At 64.7% G+C, this 18,129-nt stretch carries 13 protein-coding genes; 6 read left to right on the top strand and 7 right to left on the bottom strand.

What is annotated here, in order from left to right; translation table 11 throughout:
- Positions 1-148: 148 nt before the first annotated feature.
- Together ACZ9AQ_RS13220 and hrpA are read right to left on the bottom strand one after the other, a co-directional pair.
- Positions 149-769, bottom strand: coding sequence for a TetR/AcrR family transcriptional regulator (locus ACZ9AQ_RS13220; protein WP_429203736.1), 621 nt, complete (start codon positions 767-769; stop codon positions 149-151).
- Positions 770-1,051: 282 nt separating this feature from the next.
- On the bottom strand, positions 1,052-5,161 hold the full coding sequence (gene hrpA / locus ACZ9AQ_RS13215) for an ATP-dependent RNA helicase HrpA (RefSeq protein WP_429203735.1): 4,110 nt from the start codon (positions 5,159-5,161) through the stop codon (positions 1,052-1,054).
- A gap of 54 nt (positions 5,162-5,215) precedes the next feature.
- Between hrpA and argA the strand changes: the two genes are divergently transcribed.
- Together argA and ACZ9AQ_RS13205 are read left to right on the top strand one after the other, a co-directional pair.
- Positions 5,216-6,529, top strand: a complete 1,314-nt coding sequence (argA, locus tag ACZ9AQ_RS13210; protein WP_429203734.1) for an amino-acid N-acetyltransferase — start codon at positions 5,216-5,218, stop codon at positions 6,527-6,529.
- A gap of 39 nt (positions 6,530-6,568) precedes the next feature.
- Positions 6,569-6,841 (top strand): oxidative damage protection protein, encoded by a 273-nt coding sequence (locus ACZ9AQ_RS13205; RefSeq protein WP_429203733.1) that lies wholly within the window; start codon positions 6,569-6,571, stop codon positions 6,839-6,841.
- A 168-nt stretch (positions 6,842-7,009) separates the two neighbouring features.
- Here ACZ9AQ_RS13205 and ACZ9AQ_RS13200 read toward each other — a convergent pair whose 3' ends face one another.
- Both ACZ9AQ_RS13200 and rpiA read right to left on the bottom strand, forming a co-directional pair.
- Complete coding sequence (locus ACZ9AQ_RS13200; RefSeq protein ID WP_429203732.1) at positions 7,010-7,315, bottom strand: hypothetical protein; 306 nt, start codon at positions 7,313-7,315, stop codon at positions 7,010-7,012.
- Between the two features lie 8 nt (positions 7,316-7,323).
- Entirely contained in the window at positions 7,324-8,001 is a 678-nt protein-coding gene (rpiA, locus tag ACZ9AQ_RS13195; RefSeq protein ID WP_429203731.1) for a ribose-5-phosphate isomerase RpiA, read from the bottom strand.
- Positions 8,002-8,503: 502 nt separating this feature from the next.
- Between rpiA and ACZ9AQ_RS13190 the strand changes: the two genes are divergently transcribed.
- The 3 genes from ACZ9AQ_RS13190 to ACZ9AQ_RS13180 all read left to right on the top strand — a co-directional run bounded on the left by ACZ9AQ_RS13190 (position 8,504) and on the right by ACZ9AQ_RS13180 (position 12,924).
- Positions 8,504-10,186: a methyl-accepting chemotaxis protein gene (locus ACZ9AQ_RS13190; RefSeq protein ID WP_429203730.1), complete on the top strand. Its 1,683-nt coding sequence runs from the start codon at positions 8,504-8,506 to the stop codon at positions 10,184-10,186.
- Between the two features lie 269 nt (positions 10,187-10,455).
- Complete coding sequence (locus ACZ9AQ_RS13185; RefSeq protein ID WP_429203729.1) at positions 10,456-12,138, top strand: methyl-accepting chemotaxis protein; 1,683 nt, start codon at positions 10,456-10,458, stop codon at positions 12,136-12,138.
- 312 nt (positions 12,139-12,450) lie between these two features.
- The gene (locus ACZ9AQ_RS13180; protein WP_429203728.1) at positions 12,451-12,924 is read left to right on the top strand and encodes a hypothetical protein; all 474 of its coding nucleotides are present in this window, start codon (positions 12,451-12,453) and stop codon (positions 12,922-12,924) included.
- A gap of 116 nt (positions 12,925-13,040) precedes the next feature.
- On the opposite strand, the gene ACZ9AQ_RS13175 is transcribed toward ACZ9AQ_RS13180, so the two are convergent.
- Genes ACZ9AQ_RS13175 through edd form a run of 3 tightly spaced genes read right to left on the bottom strand, consistent with a single transcriptional unit; the run spans position 13,041 to position 16,246 of the window.
- Positions 13,041-13,643, bottom strand: a complete 603-nt coding sequence (locus ACZ9AQ_RS13175) for a Rhs element Vgr protein (RefSeq protein ID WP_429203727.1) — start codon at positions 13,641-13,643, stop codon at positions 13,041-13,043.
- 40 nt (positions 13,644-13,683) lie between these two features.
- Complete coding sequence (eda, locus tag ACZ9AQ_RS13170) at positions 13,684-14,304, bottom strand: bifunctional 4-hydroxy-2-oxoglutarate aldolase/2-dehydro-3-deoxy-phosphogluconate aldolase (protein ID WP_429203726.1); 621 nt, start codon at positions 14,302-14,304, stop codon at positions 13,684-13,686.
- 22 nt (positions 14,305-14,326) lie between these two features.
- Positions 14,327-16,246: a phosphogluconate dehydratase gene (edd, locus tag ACZ9AQ_RS13165; RefSeq protein ID WP_429203725.1), complete on the bottom strand. Its 1,920-nt coding sequence runs from the start codon at positions 16,244-16,246 to the stop codon at positions 14,327-14,329.
- A 229-nt stretch (positions 16,247-16,475) separates the two neighbouring features.
- On the opposite strand from edd, the gene pgi reads away from it, so the two are divergent.
- Positions 16,476-18,119: a glucose-6-phosphate isomerase gene (pgi, locus tag ACZ9AQ_RS13160; protein WP_429203724.1), complete on the top strand. Its 1,644-nt coding sequence runs from the start codon at positions 16,476-16,478 to the stop codon at positions 18,117-18,119.
- Positions 18,120-18,129: the final 10 nt, after the last annotated feature.

Here is an 18,129-nt window from a genome sequence, read left to right as displayed (position 1 = left end):
GGATGAGGCCCTCCCGGCCCGACCTCAGGGCGCCTCGAAAAACCGTCGCGAGCGGCAGCAGTTTCGGTCGAGAAGCGCAGCTGTACCTGCGTACAGCGAGCATCGCAGACCGAAAATGCAACGCGCAGCAGGTTTTTCGAGGTGCCCCTCATTCGAGGTCACTGAAGCTCCTGTAGGTGGAGATCAGGCGGTTGAACGCCCGCTGCGCCCGCCTGGGCGCGTCTGCGTCGTGCAGGAAGCGCGCGTCGTGCATCACGCCGATCACGAGACTGTAGATCTCGAACACCAGCTGTTCGGGTTCGGTGTCGGGCCGCAGATGCCCTGCATCCATCGCCTGCAGCACCGTCTTGCGCAGCGTTGCGCGCCAGCGCAGTACGCCCGCCTCGATGCGCTCGCGCAGCGGATGCGGCACGGGAATGTCGTCGAATTCGAAAGCGCCCGCAGTGTAGAGACACGCGCCGCGCGCGGTTTCGCCGGCGATCTTCCTGAGCCACAGATTGACCATCAGGGACAGGCGCGGCAAGCCGCGCGGCGCGGCCAGCGCCGGCAAAAAGATCTCTTCGGAAAAGCGGCGATCGTATTCGTCCAGCACGGCCGCCTGCAGGGCCTCGAGCGAGCCGACGCGCGAGAAGACGCCGCTCTTGCTGATGCCGGTACGCTTGGACAGCTCGCCCAGCGACAGCTGGCCGATGCCCTCGGTCGACGCCATCCCGACCGCCGCATCGAGGATGGTGGCGTAGGTGGCTTCGCTTTTGGCCGTGGTGTTCATGCACCCACTTTAGCACAGGTGTGCGAAAGAACAAGGGATTTGTGCTGGCCGCGGCAATGCGACCGGGCTGGCCGACGACGATCATTTCAGCCCGCAGCCCCAATACGTCATTCCCGCGCAGGCGGGAATCCAAGTCTCATGCGCTGCCACTAAAGGTAAATCTTGTGGTTTGGCACGCAAACCTGGATTCCCGCCTGCGCGGGAATGACGTGACCTTAACAGGGTACGGGGCGAAGTAGAAAGTAGCGAGGCGATACCGCTTTACCGCTTACCGCTTATCGCTTACCGCAGCATCGACTCCCACACCTTCTGCAGCCGCTTGGCCGACACCGGCATCGGCGTCCTCAGCTCCTGCGCGAACAGCGACACCCGCAGCTCTTCGAGCATCCACCTGAACTCGACCATGCGCGGGTCGTTGTTCTTGCCCGCCATATTCTTGAGCGTGCGCTGGAACTGGCTGGCCGCGGTCTGCCACTCGGCCATCAGCTGCGCATCGCGCGTGGGATTGCCGCGCAGCTTCTCGAGACGCACATTGATCGCCTTCAGGTAGCGCGGGAAGTGCGCCAGCTGGCTGTATTCGTTGTCCGCGATGAAGCGCTTGTGCACCAGCGCCTGCAGCTGCGCCTGGATGTCGGACGCCACGGCCGGCGGCAGGCCCTGTACGCGCTTGGGCAGGCCGTGGTACTCGCCCAGCACCTGTCCGGCCAGGCGCGCCACCTCGTTGATGAGCAGGCCAATGCGGCCCTTGCCCTGGTCACGGCGCTGGTTGAACGAGGCGGCGTCGACCGGCAGCGGATCCTGCAGGCAGGCGATGTCGATCGCCTTGGCCACGATCTGGTCGCGCAAGTCTTCCTGCGAGCCGATGTTCATGAACTGCATGCCCATGCCCTGCAGGCCGGGAATATTCTTCTCGGCGAACTTGAGCTGCTCCTTGAACTGCAGCGCGAACAGCCGGCGCAGGCCCACGCGGTGGGTGCGCGCCGCCACGTTCGGATCGTCGAACACTTCCAGGTCGCAGTAGGCGCCCTTGTCGACCAGCGCCGGGAAGCCGATCAGGGTCAGCTTGCCCTGGTTGATCTCCAGCAGTTCGGGCAGCTCGCCGAAGGTCCAGCCGGTCAGATTCGTGTGCTGGCGGCCCGATGCCGCTTCTTGCGCCGCTTCTTGCGCCGCTGCTTGCGCCCCATCTTTCCCTACCGCGGCGGCCGGCGCGGTCTGCGGCGCGCCCCCCTTGCCTTTGCCGGCAGGCGCGGACGGCGCCGTCGGCGCAGGCGCCACCGGCCGCGCCGCCTGCGCACGCGCATTGGCCGCGGCGGGCGTCGCTTCGGCCATCTTCTGGAAGCTCTGGCGCGCCTGTCCGCCCAGCTCGGCCTGGAGCGTCGAGAGATTGCGCCCCATGTCCAGCTGGCGGCCATGCTCGTCGATGACCTTGAAGTTCATGAACATGTGCGCCGGCAGGGTCTCGAGCTTGAAGTCGGCGGTCTTCACCGCCACGCTGGTCTGCGCGCGCACGTCCATGATCAGGACGTCGACCAGGTCGCCGCGCCCGAAGGCGTTCGCCGCATGGATGCGGTCCACGAACCTGGCCGCGTATTCCGGCAACGGCACGCAGTGGCGGCGCAGCTTCTGCGGCAGCGATTTGAGCAGCAGGTGCACCTTTTCCTTGATCATGCCCGGCACCAGCCAGGCCGGACGCTCCTGCGGAATCTGGTTCAGCGCGAACAGCGGCACGGCGAGCGTGACGCCGTCGCGCACGCTGCCCGGCTCGAAGTGATACGTCAGGCCCATCTCGATGCCGGTGACGACCATCGTCTTCGGGAACAGCTCGGTGGTGACGCCGGCCGCCTCGTGCCGCATCAGCTCTTCGCGGTTCAGGTAGAGCAGCTTCGGATTGTCGCTTGCCTCGTCCTTGTACCACTTCTCGAAACCGGCGCCATTGACGACGTCGCGCGGGATCTCCTTGTCGTAGAAGGCCGCGATCAGCTGGTCGTCCACCAGCACGTCCTGGCGGCGCGACTTGTGCTCGAGGTTCTCGATGTCCTTGACCAGCTTGTGGTTGTGGATGTAGAACGGCAGGCGCGTCTCGTAGTCGCCCGCCACCAGCGCGTCGCGGATGAAGATCTCGCGCGCTTCGACCGGATTGCGCTGGCCGTAGTTGATGCGCCGGCCGCCGTAGATGACGATGCCGTACAGGGTCGCGCGCTCGAGCGCCGTGACCTGCGCCTGTTTCTTTTCCCAGCGCGGCTCGCCCCAGGATTTCTTGAGCAGGTGGCCGCCGATCTTCTCCACCCACTCGGGCTGGATCTGGGCGATGGTGCGCGCGTACAGGCGCGTGGTCTCGACCAGCTCGGCCGCCATCACCCAGCGCCCCGCCTTCTTGCCGAGCGTCGAGCCGGGCCAGATATGGAACTTGATGCCGCGCGCGCCAAGATACACGCCGCCCTGCTCGTCCTCGGACTTGAAGCCGATATTGCCGAGTAAACCTGTGAGCAGCGCCAGGTGCAGCTGTTCATAGGTGGCGGGGCTGTCGTTCAGGCGCCAGCCCTGCTCGCGCACGATCGTCAAAAGCTGTGAGTGAACATCGCGCCACTCGCGCAACCGCAGCTGCGACAGGAAGTTGGCGCGGCAGTTGTCCTGCAACTGGCGATTGGTCTTCTTGTGCGCGATCGCGTCCTCGAACCAGGCCCAGATCTTCAGGTAACTGAGGAATTCGGATTTCTCGTCCGCGAACTTCTTGTGCTTCTCGTCGGCCTGCTGCTGGTATTCGATCGGCCGGTCGCGCGGGTCTTGCGTCGACAGGGCCGAGGCCACGATCAGCATCTCGGTCAGGCAGTGATTGTCGAGCGCGGCCAGGATCATGCGGCCCACGCGCGGGTCGAGCGGCAGCTTGGCCAGCTTGCGGCCCAGCGGGGTCAGCTCGTTGCTGTCGTCGACCGCGCCGACTTCCTGCAGCAGCTGGTAGCCGTCGGCGATCGCGCGGCCCTGCGGCGCCTCGATGAAGGGGAAGGTCTCGACGTCGGCCAGGCGCAGGGACTTCATGCGCAGGATGACGGCCGCCAGCGACGAACGCAGGATCTCCGGCTCGGTGAACCTGGGGCGCTTGAGGAAATCGTCTTCCTCGAACAATCGGATGCAGACGCCGTCGGCCACGCGGCCGCAACGGCCGGCGCGCTGGTTGGCCGCCGATTGCGCGATCGGCTCGACCTGCAGCTGTTCGACCTTGTTCCTGAAGCTATAACGTTTGACCCGCGCCAGGCCGGTATCGACCACGTAGCGGATGCCCGGCACGGTCAGCGACGTCTCGGCCACGTTGGTGGCCAGGACGATGCGGCGCGCGTTGCCGCTCGGGCGGAACACGCGGTCCTGCTCCTCGACCGACAGGCGCGCGAACAACGGCAGGATGTCGACGTGCGGCGGATGGTGCTTGCGCAGCGCCTCGGCGCAATCGCGGATCTCGCGCTCGCCCGGCAGGAACACCAGCACGTCGCCCGAGCCGATGCGGCACAGCTCATCGACCGCGTCGACCACGCCATCCATCAGGTCGCGCTTCTCGCGCGCGGCCTGGGCCTTCGGCAGCGGCTTGGTCGGATCGACGGCGGCGGCGCCCGCGACGGGATCGCGGTCGATCGGGCGGTAACGCACCTCGACCTGGTACAGGCGGCCCGAGACCTCGATCACCGGCGCCGGCTTGTCGTTGGCGGCGAAGTGCCGCGCGAAGCGCTCGGCGTCGATCGTCGCCGAGGTGATGATCACTTTCAGATCGGGCCGGCGCGGCAGCAGCTGCTTGAGGTAGCCGAGCAGGAAGTCGATGTTCAGGCTGCGCTCGTGCGCCTCGTCGATGATGATCGTGTCGTAGTTGCGCAGCAGCGGATCGGTCTGGGTCTCGGCCAGCAGGATACCGTCGGTCATCAGCTTGACCGAGGCGCCCTTTTGCAGGGTGTCGTTGAAGCGCACCTTGAAGCCCACGTGCTCGCCCAGCGGCGAACCGAGTTCCTGCGCGATGCGCTTGGCGGTCGACGAGGCCGCGATCCGGCGCGGCTGCGTGTGGCCGATCAGGCCACTGCTTCCCCGCCCCAGTTCCAGGCAGATCTTCGGCAGCTGCGTCGTCTTGCCCGAACCGGTCTCGCCCGAGACGATGACCACCTGGTTCTCGAGAATGGCTTGCGCGATCTCGGCGCGCCGGCCCGACACCGGCAGGTCTTCGGGAAAGGTAATCGGGGGCAGCGGATTGCGTGGCACAAGCCGCGCCACCGGCGCTTCTTCGCGCGGCGCACGCTCCTGGCGTGGACGCGGTTCACCGCGCTCGCCCGGCGCACGACGGGGACGACGGAGGGCGGAGGTGGCATTGGCGCTGGGCGCCGGCTGTGGCGAAGGCTTGTTACTCTGATCAGACATTGATTTTTACAAGGATTTGGTGCGCACAACGCGCAGCGAATTATAATGCGGCAAATGGAAACTCCTACCCAATTCGTCCAGTGGCTGCGCTCGGTCGCGCCGTATATTCACGCCTTCGGAGGCAAGACCTTCGTGGTCGCCTTCCCGGGCGAACTGGTTGCTTCGGGCGCCCTGCCGGTGCTGGCGCAAGACTTGTCGCTGCTGGTCGGCCTTGGCATCCGCATCGTGCTGGTGCACGGATCGCGACCGCAGGTGGCCGAGCAGCTGGCGCTGCGCAACGTCGAGGGCCGTTTCCACAATGGCGTGCGCATCACCGACACCGCCGCGCTGGAATGCGCGAAGGAAGCCGCCGGCGAACTGCGCCTCGATATCGAGGCCGCCTTCAGCCAGGGCCTGCCCAACACGCCGATGTCGAACGCCCAGATCAGCATCGTCTCGGGCAACTTCGTGGTGGCCCGCCCGCTGGGCGTGATCGACGGCATCGACTTCGAACTCACCGGCGTCACCCGCAAGATCGCCGCCGAAAAAATCCACCCGATCCTGCAGACCGAGGACAACCTGGTGCTGCTGTCGCCGCTGGGCTTCTCGCCGACCGGCGAGATCTTCAACCTGACCATGGAAGACGTGGCCGCGTCGGCCGCGATCGCCCTGCACGCCGACAAGCTGATCTTCATCACCGAATCGCCGATGATGAAGGATGCCGGCGGCGCCGAACTGCGCGAATTGTCGTCGCATATGGCCGAAGCCGTGCTGCAGGCGGGCTTCCTGTCCGACTCCGCCGCTTTCTACCTGCAGCACGCGATCAAGGCCTGCAACGCCGGCGTCGACCGCGCCCACATCATCCCCTACGAGATGGACGGTTCGGCCCTGCTCGAGGTGTTCACCCACGACGGCGTGGGCACCATGATCAGCCACGAGAACCTGGAAAGCCTGCGCCAGGCCACAATTGAGGACGTCGGCGGAATTATCAAGCTCATCGAGCCACTGGAGGCCGATGGCACCCTGGTCTACCGCGGCCGCGAGCTGATCGAGCGCGAGATCGACCAGTTCTCGGTGATCGACCACGACGGCGTGATCTTCGGCTGCGCGGCGCTGTATCCCTTCCCCGAGTCGAAGATGGGCGAGATGGCCTGCCTGACGGTGAGCCCCGATGCGCAGACCCAGGGCGATGGCGAGCGCATTCTCAAGCACATGGAAAACCGCGCCCGCGCGGCGGGATTGAGCAAGCTGTTCGTGCTGACCACGCGTACGTCGCACTGGTTCAAGAAGCGCGGCTTCGTGCCGGCCACGGTGGACGACCTGCCAAAGGACCGGCAACACATGTACAACTGGCAGCGCAGGTCACAGGTCCTGATCAAGACCTTATAATAGCGGTCTTACCCGGAAAACGCATAACAGGAGCACACAATGGCCCGCACCGTCCACTGCATCAAACTGAACAAGGAAGCCGAAGGCCTGGATTTCCCGCCTGTCCCAGGCGAGATGGGCAAGAAGCTGTATATGTCGGTCTCGAAAGAGGCATGGCAGCAATGGCTCAAGCATCAAACGATGCTGATCAACGAAAACCGCCTGAACCTGGCCGACGACCGCGCGCGCAAGTACCTGGCGACGCAGCTGGAGAAGCATTTCTTCGGCGAAGGCGCCGACCAGGCGATGGGCTACGTGCCACCGCCGGCGTAATCAGTTCAGCACCACTGCGGCAAGCACGTCATTCCCGCGCAGGCGGGAATCCAAGTCATCCGCAGACCACTTGATTCAATCATAGTGGAACACCGGAGAACTTGGATTCCCGCCTTCGCGGGAAGTCATTTCTGCCAGTGGCAGGAATGACGTTTACAGGCCCCGGATTCACATCTTCCGGCACTGACGCAATTCACAGCGCGCCATGAACACCTTGCCATCCTGGCAGTGCATCCGGTAGACCTCGATCGGCCCCGGATCGGTGATCAGGCCCGCGCCCTGCTCGCTGGCACAGGCCTGCTCCCTGGCCAGTTTCTCGACCGTGGTCGACGACACACCGACCTTGAAAGGCACGCGCTGGATCTCGACGACGTCGGGCGACCGCGTCACGGCCGGCTCCGACAGATCCACCCCGCTGCCAACGACCGAACAACCGCCCAGCAGGACGGCCGCCGCAATCCACGCGCGCTTCATGGCCGCCCTCAGAGCGAAAGGGTCTTGACGCCGTCGGCCGTGCCCAGCAGGCAGACGTCGGCGCCGGCCCTGGCGAACAGGCCCACGGCGATCACGCCGGTGATCTGGTTGATCGTCTCTTCCAGCGCCACCGGGTCGGTGATCGACAGGCCGGCCACGTCGATCAGCTCACCGCCGTTGTCGGTGATGAAAGGCTGGTCGGTGCCGGGCTTGAGGCGCAGCGTCGGCTGGCCGCCAAGCGCCGCCAACTTGCGCATCACGACCGCACGCGCCATCGGGATCACCTCGACCGGCAGCGGGAACTTGCCCAGCGTGTCGACCAGCTTCGAACCGTCGGCGATGCAGACGAACTTCTTCGACACCGACGCCACGATCTTCTCGCGCGTGAGCGCCGCGCCGCCGCCCTTGATCATCGCGCCTTGCGCGTTGATCTCGTCGGCGCCGTCGATGTAGACGGCCATCGACTCGACGTCGTTCAGGTCGAACACCGGAATGCCGTGGCCGCGCAGGCGGGCGGCGGTGGCTTCGGACGAGGCCACGGTGCCCTTGATGCGGTCCTTGATCTTGGCCAGTTCATCGATGAAGAAATTGGCGGTCGAGCCGGTGCCGACGCCGATGATTTCACCGTCGACCACGTAATCGATGGCGGCGCGCGCCACTGCTTGTTTCAGTTCGTCTTGAGTCATGATGCGGTTGGTAGAGGAAAGGGAATCCGCCATTTTAGCGGATTACCAGGCCCCATTCTCCGAAAAAACAGGGGCGCTCATTGACAACTGCATGCCACGATCATGCAGTCCGCATTCGCCAGGCAGGTCGGACACCGACCTGCGAAAACTCTGCGCGGTGTAATCTGGTGCCGTTGATGAAAGCGGCGAAACCCACGCGCATTTGTCATCAATTGTCGAATATTTGTTAAAAGTAAATATATGCAATATATATGATGGCACTATAAATACCTGCCCGAATATATTTAATGCAGATAATTCTAATGTCTAATTTTTATTAAACTTTAGCAACCAAACATTATTTCGTTTCCTGTTCGCAACATCAAAGGTAAAAAACCTCTTTTAGGTTTCCCTGGCACAGCTACAACGTGTACTTTTGACCGGCCCGATGACGTTTCTCTGACGTCACCTTCCTCGATTTAACAAGTCGCAAGCCGGCCTTTTGTTCTCGGAACTGGAAACCATGAAAATCAACGATCTCAATATCGGCATTCGCCTAGGCGGCGCCTTTGCCGTCATCCTGGCCATGATGGTCGCCATGCTGGGCACCGCCCTCTGGCAGCTGAACGACATCACCAGCGCCAAGGCAGAGATGGCGTCGGCCACCGAGAAAGCCAAGCTGGCTCAGGAAATGCGCGCCGGTATCGTCACCAACGCCGTCAGCGCGTTGGCGAAAATCCGGGCCACCGACCCGGCCGAAGAGCAGTCCTACGAAGCGGGAATGACGGCGATCAGCAAGCGCGCCGGCGAGCTGCAAAAAATCTTCGAAGAAGTGATCGTCAGCGCCGACGGCAAGGTGCTGCTGACGGCGCTGGTCGAACAGCGCGCCAGGTACAGCGCGGCGCGCAACCAGGCCTACAAGATGAAGGCCGAACTCGGGGCCGGCAATCCGGAACTGCTGGCGTTCCTCGATACCAAGGTGATGCCCGAGATGCGCGCGTATACCGTGGCCGCCGGCAAGCTGGCCGACTTCCAGGAAAAGCTGGCCGCCGATGCCAACGCGAGCATCGACGCCATCAGCGCATCGGTGCAGCGCACCCTGATCCTGATCGGCGTCGCCGCGGTCGCCATCGGCGCCGCATTCGGCTGGCTGCTCACCCGCAGCATCACCCGCCCGCTGGCGCACGCCGTCGGCCTGGCCCAGCAAGTGGCCTCGGGCGACCTGACCGCCGACATCCACGTCGATTCGCGCGACGAACTCGGCGCCCTGATTGCGGCGCTCAAGACCATGAACGACAGCCTGCTCAAGACCGTCACCGCGGTACGCGGCGGCACCGAGACCATCGTCACCGCATCGCAGGAAATCGCCAGCGGCAACCTCGACCTGTCGTCGCGCACCGAGCAGCAGGCCAGCTCGCTGGAAGAAACCGCCTCATCGATGGAGGAACTGACCGGCACCGTGCGCCAGAACGCCGACAATGCGCGCCAGGCCAATGTGCTGGCCAAGAACGCTTCCCAGATCGCCGCGCATGGCGGCGAAGTGGTGTCGCAGGTGGTGTCGACCATGGCCTCGATCAATGAATCGTCGAAGAAGATCGGCGACATCATCGCCGTCATCGACGGCATCGCCTTCCAGACCAATATCCTGGCGCTCAACGCCGCGGTGGAAGCGGCGCGCGCCGGCGAGCAGGGCCGCGGCTTCGCGGTGGTGGCGAGCGAAGTGCGCAACCTGGCGCAGCGCTCGGCCGGCGCGGCCAAGGAGATCCGCGGCCTGATCGCCGACTCGGTGGCCAAGGTCGACGCCGGCGGCCGCCTGGTCGATGAAGCCGGTTCGACCATGCAGGAAATCGTCGAAGGCATCACGCGCGTGACCGACATCATGTCCGAGATCGCCACGGCCAGCGCCGAGCAGACCGTCGGCATCGAGCAGGTCAACGAAGCCATCACCCAGATGGACAGTGTGACCCAGCAGAATGCCGCGCTGGTGGAAGAAGCGGCTGCGGCGGCCGGCTCGCTGCAGGAACAGGCGGCCGCGCTGGCGCAGATTGTGAGCGTGTTCAAGGTCGGCGACGGGAATGCGGCCCGCAGCGCGGTCCACAGCGCCCGGCGCGCACCAGGCGGCCATGCGCTGGTCGTGCGCACGCCGGCCCCTGCCCGTGCGGGGCGCACCGCGCCGGCGGAAGCGGAAGAAGCCGTGGTCGCCTGATCCTCCCCGGCCTGCCCTACCTGGCGCGGCGACCCACATGCTACGTGGTCGCCGTGCCCACGAACGATATCAAGCACTTACCGCCTCATATCGTTCCGTTAACTTTGTGTTTCCTGAGAGCAACGATTATGGGAATATGTGGACGTCCGGTGGTCCACACCCCACGATCCATGCTTATCCTTGATGCAGAGCACTGAAATCTCACGCAATATCACCCGGTGACCTTGTATGGGATGACCGGCCACCTCGTCATTCGAACAGGAGACACCATGAAAATCAGCAACCTCAAGATCGGAATCCGGCTCGGCGGCGCATTCGCCGCCGTTCTCGCCCTCGTGGCCGTGATGCTGGTCAGCGCGCTGTGGCAACTCAACCGCATCGCCGAGGCCAAGACCGTCATGGCCGACGCTGCGCTCAGCGTCAACCTTGCCCAGCAGTGGTTGCGGGGCATCGAGGGCAACGCGGTGCGCACCCGCGCCAAGGCCGCCAGCACCGATCCGGCCGAGGACGCGCACTACGATGCCGAGATGAAGAAGACCAGCGCCGGCGTGAGCGTCACGCAGAAGCGCCTCGCGTCGATGGTCGACACCAGCCAGGGCAAGGCGCTGATGGACGCCGTCGCCAGCCAGCGCAGCCGCTATACCGGCTTGCGCGACGACGGTTTCCAGCGCAAGGCGGCGCTGGGCGCAGGCCACCCCGAAGTCCACGATTTCTTTCGCGACAAGGTGATGCCCGAGGTCGACAAGTACGTCGCCGCGGTCCAGGCGGTCGTCGCCTACGAAGAATCGTTGTCGGCCGAGGCGCAGGCCAATATCGACGCGCTCAACGCCACGGCCAGGCAGGTGCTGACGGCGCTCGGCGTGGGCGCGCTCGCGCTCGGCGCCGTGTTCGGCTGGCTGCTCACCCGCAGCATCACGGTGCCGCTGGGCCAGGCCGTGGGACTGGCCCGGCAGGTCGCCGCCGGCGACCTGACCGCCCGCATCGACGTGGCCTCGCGCGATGAAGTCGGCCAGCTCCTCGCGGCCCTCAAGACCATGAACGACAGCCTGCTCAAGACCGTCACCGCGGTACGCGGCGGCACCGAGACCATCGTCACCGCATCGCAGGAAATCGCCAGCGGCAACCTCGACCTGTCGTCGCGCACCGAGCAGCAGGCCAGCGCGCTGGAAGAAACCGCCTCGTCGATGGAGGAACTGACCGGCACCGTGCGCCAGAACGCCGACAATGCGCGCCAGGCCAATGTGCTGGCCAAGAACGCTTCCCGGATCGCCGCGCACGGTGGCGAAGTGGTGTCGAAGGTAGTGTCGACCATGGCCTCGATCAATGAATCGTCGAAGAAGATCGGCGACATCATCGCCGTCATCGACGGCATCGCCTTCCAGACCAATATCCTGGCGCTCAACGCCGCGGTGGAAGCGGCGCGCGCCGGCGAGCAGGGCCGCGGCTTCGCGGTGGTGGCGAGCGAAGTGCGCAACCTGGCGCAGCGCTCGGCCGGCGCGGCCAAGGAGATCCGCGGCCTGATCGCCGACTCGGTGGCCAAGGTCGACGCCGGCGGCCGCCTGGTCGATGAAGCCGGTTCGACCATGCAGGAAATCGTCGAAGGCATCACGCGCGTGACCGGCATCATGTCCGAGATCGCCACGGCCAGCGCCGAGCAGACCGTCGGCATCGAGCAGATCAACGAAGCCATCACCCAGATGGATGGCGTGACCCAGCAGAATGCCGCGCTGGTGGAGGAAGCGGCGGCCGCGGCCGGCTCGCTGCAGGAACAGGCGGCCGCGCTGGCGCAGATCGTGAGCGTGTTCCAGGTCGGCGACGGGAATGCGGCCGGCAGCGCGGTCCACAACGCCCGGCGCGCACCAAGCGACGACGCGCTGGTCGTGCGCAAGCCGGCCCCTGCCCGTGCCGGGCGCACCGCGCCGGTGGAAGTGGAAGAAGCCGCGATCGCCTGAGTCTCCCTGGCCTGCCCTACCTGGCGCGGCGATCCACCATCTGCATGGTCGCCGCATCCACGAACGATATCGAGCACTTACCGCCTCATATCGTTCCGCTACGTTTTTGCTACCCATGAGCCACAAGCATGGAAATTTGTGCACTTGCGGTGGTCCACACCCCGCGATCCATGCTTATCCCTGTTGAAATGCTGACCCGCGACAATTCGTTCCAAGTAGGTTCGGTCAAGAATCGTTGTCACTTCCCCAGCAAAGAACGGAGACGACTATGCCAGGCCGCGAGCATCCCAAGATCGTGGGCAAGGTGTTGTAATGGGCAGGGCCACGAACAGCGCGATTCAAGCGAACGCGAACAAGCCCAAGCCTTCGGCCTACATTGGCGAAATGATGTACAACTGCTTCATCAAGCCGTCAAACTTCAATCACACCTGTGTCGTCGTCGTGTCCGGCGACAGCATCAACTTCTGCGGTCATGCGCTGCTCCATATCGGCGGAACTGGCTGGTACTTCCACGTGGCAGGGTTCAACGAAGTACCGCGATTCATGAACGAAGCCGGATACAAACGCTACCTGAAGGAAGGGGGTAAGCATGAAATCCGCCGCTGGACCGTCCCCATCCGTAACCCACTCGGGGCGCATCGAAAGCTGGAAGAACTGCTGTCCAAGCGATGGCAATGGCTACTCTTACCCAACAACTGCGTGTCGTTCGTGGAAGAGATTGTGTTTGCCGGCGGCTCCAATGCCCACTTGCATTACAACTGCCCGACGCTGGAAGCCTTCAAATGAAAACCACGCTCATCTCGCTTGCCGCCGCTTTCGTAACGGCCGTGCTTGTTTACATCGCCATGCTCATGTTTGCAACGGGCATGTACGTGGAGACTGTCGGGAACATCATCGTCCTTTCATCCATCGGGGCGGGCATCGCCACGGCACTCATCCTGAGACTTCGGAACCGTCGCCAGTAAGCAGCGGCCCCAATCACGAGGCAGATTCGCCACGCTGCCGGGATCGGCCAGGAAGCCCGCAAGCACCTCTTCATACAGTAATAGACTGCCCGCGTAACGCCGCTGGCGCATCGCTGCCGGAGCACGTAAGTGCTTGAGCGCAAAGTAATCCGCCAACAGGTCACCCTGGGCCTCCATGTTGTAGTCTGCAAGCGTTTTACCCGGTTCCAGTTCGTAGTGGTATGGCAGGCCTACACGCACTGCACCGCGTAGACGCACCGCGTATCCAAGCTGATGCTGCCAAACATGCACCATCTCATGAAGATACCAGTGCACCGCCGGCGGGTCGCCCCGGGTGTAATCGGGCAGGAAACAGGAACGGTGAAAGTACATGCTGCCGTTGGGCGTCATGCAGCAGTTCTTCGGCTGGAAAGGCATGTAGCGCCGGTTGTACACGCGTACCCGGCGGTAGTCGATGGCGTCGCCGAACAATAGCGACGCCATCGCGATCTCGCCTTCGCTCATGGAGCGAAAGCGGGGGCGCAGGCGCAGTTGCATCATGCGACCCTCGCGATGCCCAGACGGATGCGCAGCCCGATGTTCAGGCGCGCAGCGCGGCCGCCGCTTTCGCCAGCTCGGTGATGTGCGCCCAGTCGCCGGCCGCGATCGCGTCCTTCGGGGTCAGCCACGAGCCGCCCACGCAGGCCACGTTCTTGCAGGCCAGGAATTTCGGCGCGGTCTCGATCGAGATGCCGCCGGTCGGGCAGAACGTCACGTCCGGCAGCGGGCCGCCGATGGCGTTGAGCATGCCGACGCCGCCCGCCGGCACCGCCGGGAACAGCTTCAGCTGCCTGAATCCCTGCTCGCGCGCCGCCATCACTTCGGACGGCGTCATCACGCCCGGCAGCAGCGGCAGGCCGCTCGATCTGGCGGCGTCGATCAGCGACTGGGTCAGGCCCGGCGAAACGCCGAACACGGCGCCCGCGTCGCGCGATGCGGCGAATTCTTCGGGCTGGGTGAGCGTGCCGACGCCGACGATGGCGCCTTCGACCTGGCTCATGGCGCGGATCGCGCCAAGGCCGTGCTCGGTGCGCAGGGTCACTTCCAGCACCCGGATGCCGCCCGCCACCAGGGCCTTGGCCAACGGCACGGCGTGGGCGGGGTCGTCGATGGCGATGACGGGGATGACGCTCGCCGAGCGCATGATCTCAAGTAGGGTCATTGGTTGGCTCATTGGTTGGCTCTCACGTGGTGGTCCTGAAAAGATGGTCTTCGTCGGAGCCGGGCATGATTTCGCCGGCATCGATGCCTTCGTGCAGCGGCACGACGGTCTGTTTCGGCGACGGCAGCGGGAAGGTGGCGGCACCCTCCTCCGCCGCGCTGATCGAGTTGCGGAACATGGAGAACAGCTCGCGGCCCATGCCGATGTGGCTCGAGCTCAGATCGGCCGTCGCCTGCTTGCGCTGCGCCCAGACGTGGTCCGGCACCAGCGCTTCCATGGTGCCGGCATTGGCGTCGACGCGGATCAGGTCGCCGTCGCGCACCAGGCCGAGCGGGCCGCCGGCCAGGATCTCGGGCGAGACGTGGATCGCCGCCGGCACCTTGCCGGACGCGCCCGACATGCGGCCGTCGGTGACCATCGCGACCTTGTAGCCGGCATCCTGCAGATTGGCCAGCGCCGGGGTCAGCGCGTGCAGTTCCGGCATGCCGTTGGCGCGCGGGCCCTGGAAGCGGATCACGGCCACGAAGTCGCGGTTCAGCTTGCCGTCTTTATAGGCGTGCATGAAGGCTTCCTGCGAGTCGAACGTCAGTGCCGGCGCTTCGACCGTGTAGTGTTCTTTCTTGACCGCCGAGACTTTCATCACCGCGCGGCCCAGGTTGCCCTTCACCAGCACCATGCCGCCGTTGTTGTTGAACGGGTTGGTGGCCGGACGCAGCACGTTCTCGTCGCCGCTTTCCAAAGCGGCGTCGCGGAACACGACCTTGCCGTCTTCGCCCAGGAACGGCTCTTTGCAGTGATTGCGCAAGCCGTGGCCGAGGATGGTGTTGACGTCCTCGTGCGCCAGGCCGGCGTCGAGCAGCTCGCGGATCACGAAGCCCGGGCCGCCCGCGGCCTGGAAGTGATTCACGTCGGCATCGCCGTTCGGATAGATGCGGGTGAGCAGCGGCACCACTTTCGACATCTCGTCGAAATCGTTCCAGTCGATCACGATGCCGGCCGCGCGCGCGATGGCCACCAGGTGCAGCGTGTGGTTGGTCGAGCCGCCGGTGGCGTGCAGCGCGGCGATGGCGTTGACGATGCTTTTCTCGTCGACGATGTGGCCGATCGGCATGTAATCGCCGCCCTGCTGCGAAATCGCGACCGCACGCTGCGCCGCGGCGGCGGTGAGCGCATCGCGCAGCGGCGTGCCCGGCGTGATGAAGGCCGAGCCCGGCAAGTGCAGGCCCATGACTTCCATCAGCATCTGGTTGCTGTTGGCGGTGCCGTAGAAGGTACAGGTGCCGGCGCCGTGGTACGACGCCGACTCGCCTTCGAGCAGCTCTTCGCGGGTGGCCTCGCCCTTGGCGTAGCGCTGGCGGATCGCGGCTTTTTCCTTGTTCGAGATGCCGGTGGTCATCGGGCCGCCCGGCACGAAGATGCCCGGGATGTGGCCGAAGTGCAGCGCGCCGATGAGCAGGCCCGGCACGATCTTGTCGCAGATGCCCAGGTACAGGGCGGCGTCGAACATATTGTGCGACAGGCCGACCGCGGTCGCCATGGCGATGGCGTCGCGCGAGAACAGCGACAGCTCCATGCCCGGCTGGCCTTGCGTCACGCCATCGCACATGGCCGGCACGCCGCTGGCGAACTGGGCCACGGCGCCGACTTCGCGCACGGCTTCCTTGATCACTTTCGGGAAATACTCGAACGGCTGGTGCGCCGACAGCATATCGTTGTAGGAAGAAACGATGGCGACCGACGGGTCCTTGTGCTCGCGCAGCTTCAGCTTGTCGCTGGCCGGGAAGGCGGCAAAGCCGTGGGCCAGGTTGGTGCACGACAGCGCGCCGCGCTGGACGCCCTTGATGCGGGCGGCTTCCAGATGCTCGAGATAGGCTGCGCGCGAGCGCTTGCTGCGCTGAATGATGCGGTGAGTGACCTGTTCTACTACGGGGTGGAGCGCCATGTTCGTTCCTTCCTGAATTTAGTATCTGAAATTTTACTACAGATTAGTCCGCTGCGCTCATTTCCAGACCGCTTCTCTATGAGGATGGCATGCCCGAGCGGCGTCGAATGACGGAGAAAAGCACCTGCCAAATTGGGTTCGCGACGTTTTTTGTAGTGAATTTACGCGCAGATGCTTGTATTATTCGATAATCTATTATTGCCAACATTGTGCCACGCACTCCGACCCCATGCGCCAGCCATCTTTGACCAGCACCGCCAGCTTCCAGGCCCTCGCCCAACATGCCGATACCGCCAAATCGTGGCAGATGCGCGACCTGTTCGCCGCCGATCCCGACCGCTTCGAGCGATTCTCCGACGAGGCCGCGGGCCTGTTCCTAGACTATTCAAAAAATCGCCTCGACGGGCGCACGCTTGAACTGCTCGTCGCGCTGGCGCGCGAGCGCGGCCTCGAGGCGCGCCGCGATGCGATGTTCGCCGGCGAAAAGATCAACAACACCGAGAACCGCGCGGTGCTGCACACCGCCCTGCGCGCGCCGCGCGGCGCCACGCTGGTGGTCGACGGCCAGGAAGTCAATGCCGACATCCACGCCGTGCTCGACCGCGTGAAAACCTTCACCGACGCCGTGCGCAGCGGCGACTGGCTGGGCCATACCGGCAAGCCGATCACCGATATCGTGAACATCGGCATCGGCGGCTCGGACCTCGGTCCCAAGATGGCGGTGCTGGCCCTGCGCCACTACGCCCATCCGCGCCTCTCCATGCACTTCGTGTCGAACGTCGACGGCCACGACATGGATGCCGCGCTGGGGCAGGTCGATCCCGAGACCACGCTGTTCATCGTGGCCTCCAAGACCTTTACCACGGCGGAAACCATGATGAACGCGCAGACCGCGCGCGCCTGGTTCCTGCAGCATGCGCCTGAAGATGCGCTGGCGAAGCACTTCGTCGCCGTGTCCACGAATCTTGAGGCAATCAAGACGTTCGGCATCGACCCTGCGAACATGTTCCCGTTCTGGGACTGGGTCGGCGGCCGTTATTCGGTGTGGTCGGCGATCGGCCTGCCGGTCGCGCTGGCGGTGGGCTTCGGCTACTTCAAGGACTTCCTGGCGGGCGCGCACGAACTGGATGAACACTTCCGCAGCGCCCCGCTCGAGCAGAACCTGCCGACGCTGCTGGCCCTGATCGGCTTCTGGAACCGCCAGTTCCTCGACTGCGCCTCGGTGTCGATCGCGCCGTATCACCAGGACCTGAACCGCTTCCCGGCCTACCTGCAGCAACTCGACATGGAGAGCAACGGCAAGCGCGTGACCCGTGACGGCCAGCCGGTCGACACGCCGACCTGCCCGGCGATCTGGGGCGAGTGCGGCACCAATGGCCAGCACGCCTATTTCCAGCTGCTGCACCAGGGCACCGACGTGACGCCGATGGATTTCATCGCCGCCCTGCGCCCGGCCCACGAGATGGACAACCACCACACCGCCCTGCTGGCCAACTGCTTCGCCCAGTCCGAAGCCTTCATGAAGGGCAAGACGGCGGATGAAGTGCGCGCCGACCTGCAGGCCCAGGGCCTGGCGCCAGCAGAAATCGAGCGCCTCACCCCGCACAAGACCTTCCCGGGCAACCGTCCGAGCAACACCATCCTGATGGAACGCCTGACGCCGTCGACCCTGGGCGCCCTGATCGCGCTGTACGAGCACAAGACCTTCGTGCAGGGCGTGCTGTGGGATGTCAACAGTTTCGACCAGTGGGGCGTTGAGTTAGGTAAAGTGCTGGCGAAGAAGATCGAAGCCGAGCTGGCCGGCGAGCCCGCACCCGGCCAGCACGACAGTTCCACCAACGGCCTGATCGCCCGCGCCAAGGCTGCTTTCTGACCTGTCCACC

It is taken from the genome of Massilia sp. UYP34, assembly GCF_056279385.1.
Note: the sequence above shows the minus strand (reverse complement) of the source record. Positions and strands in the feature narration are given on the sequence as shown.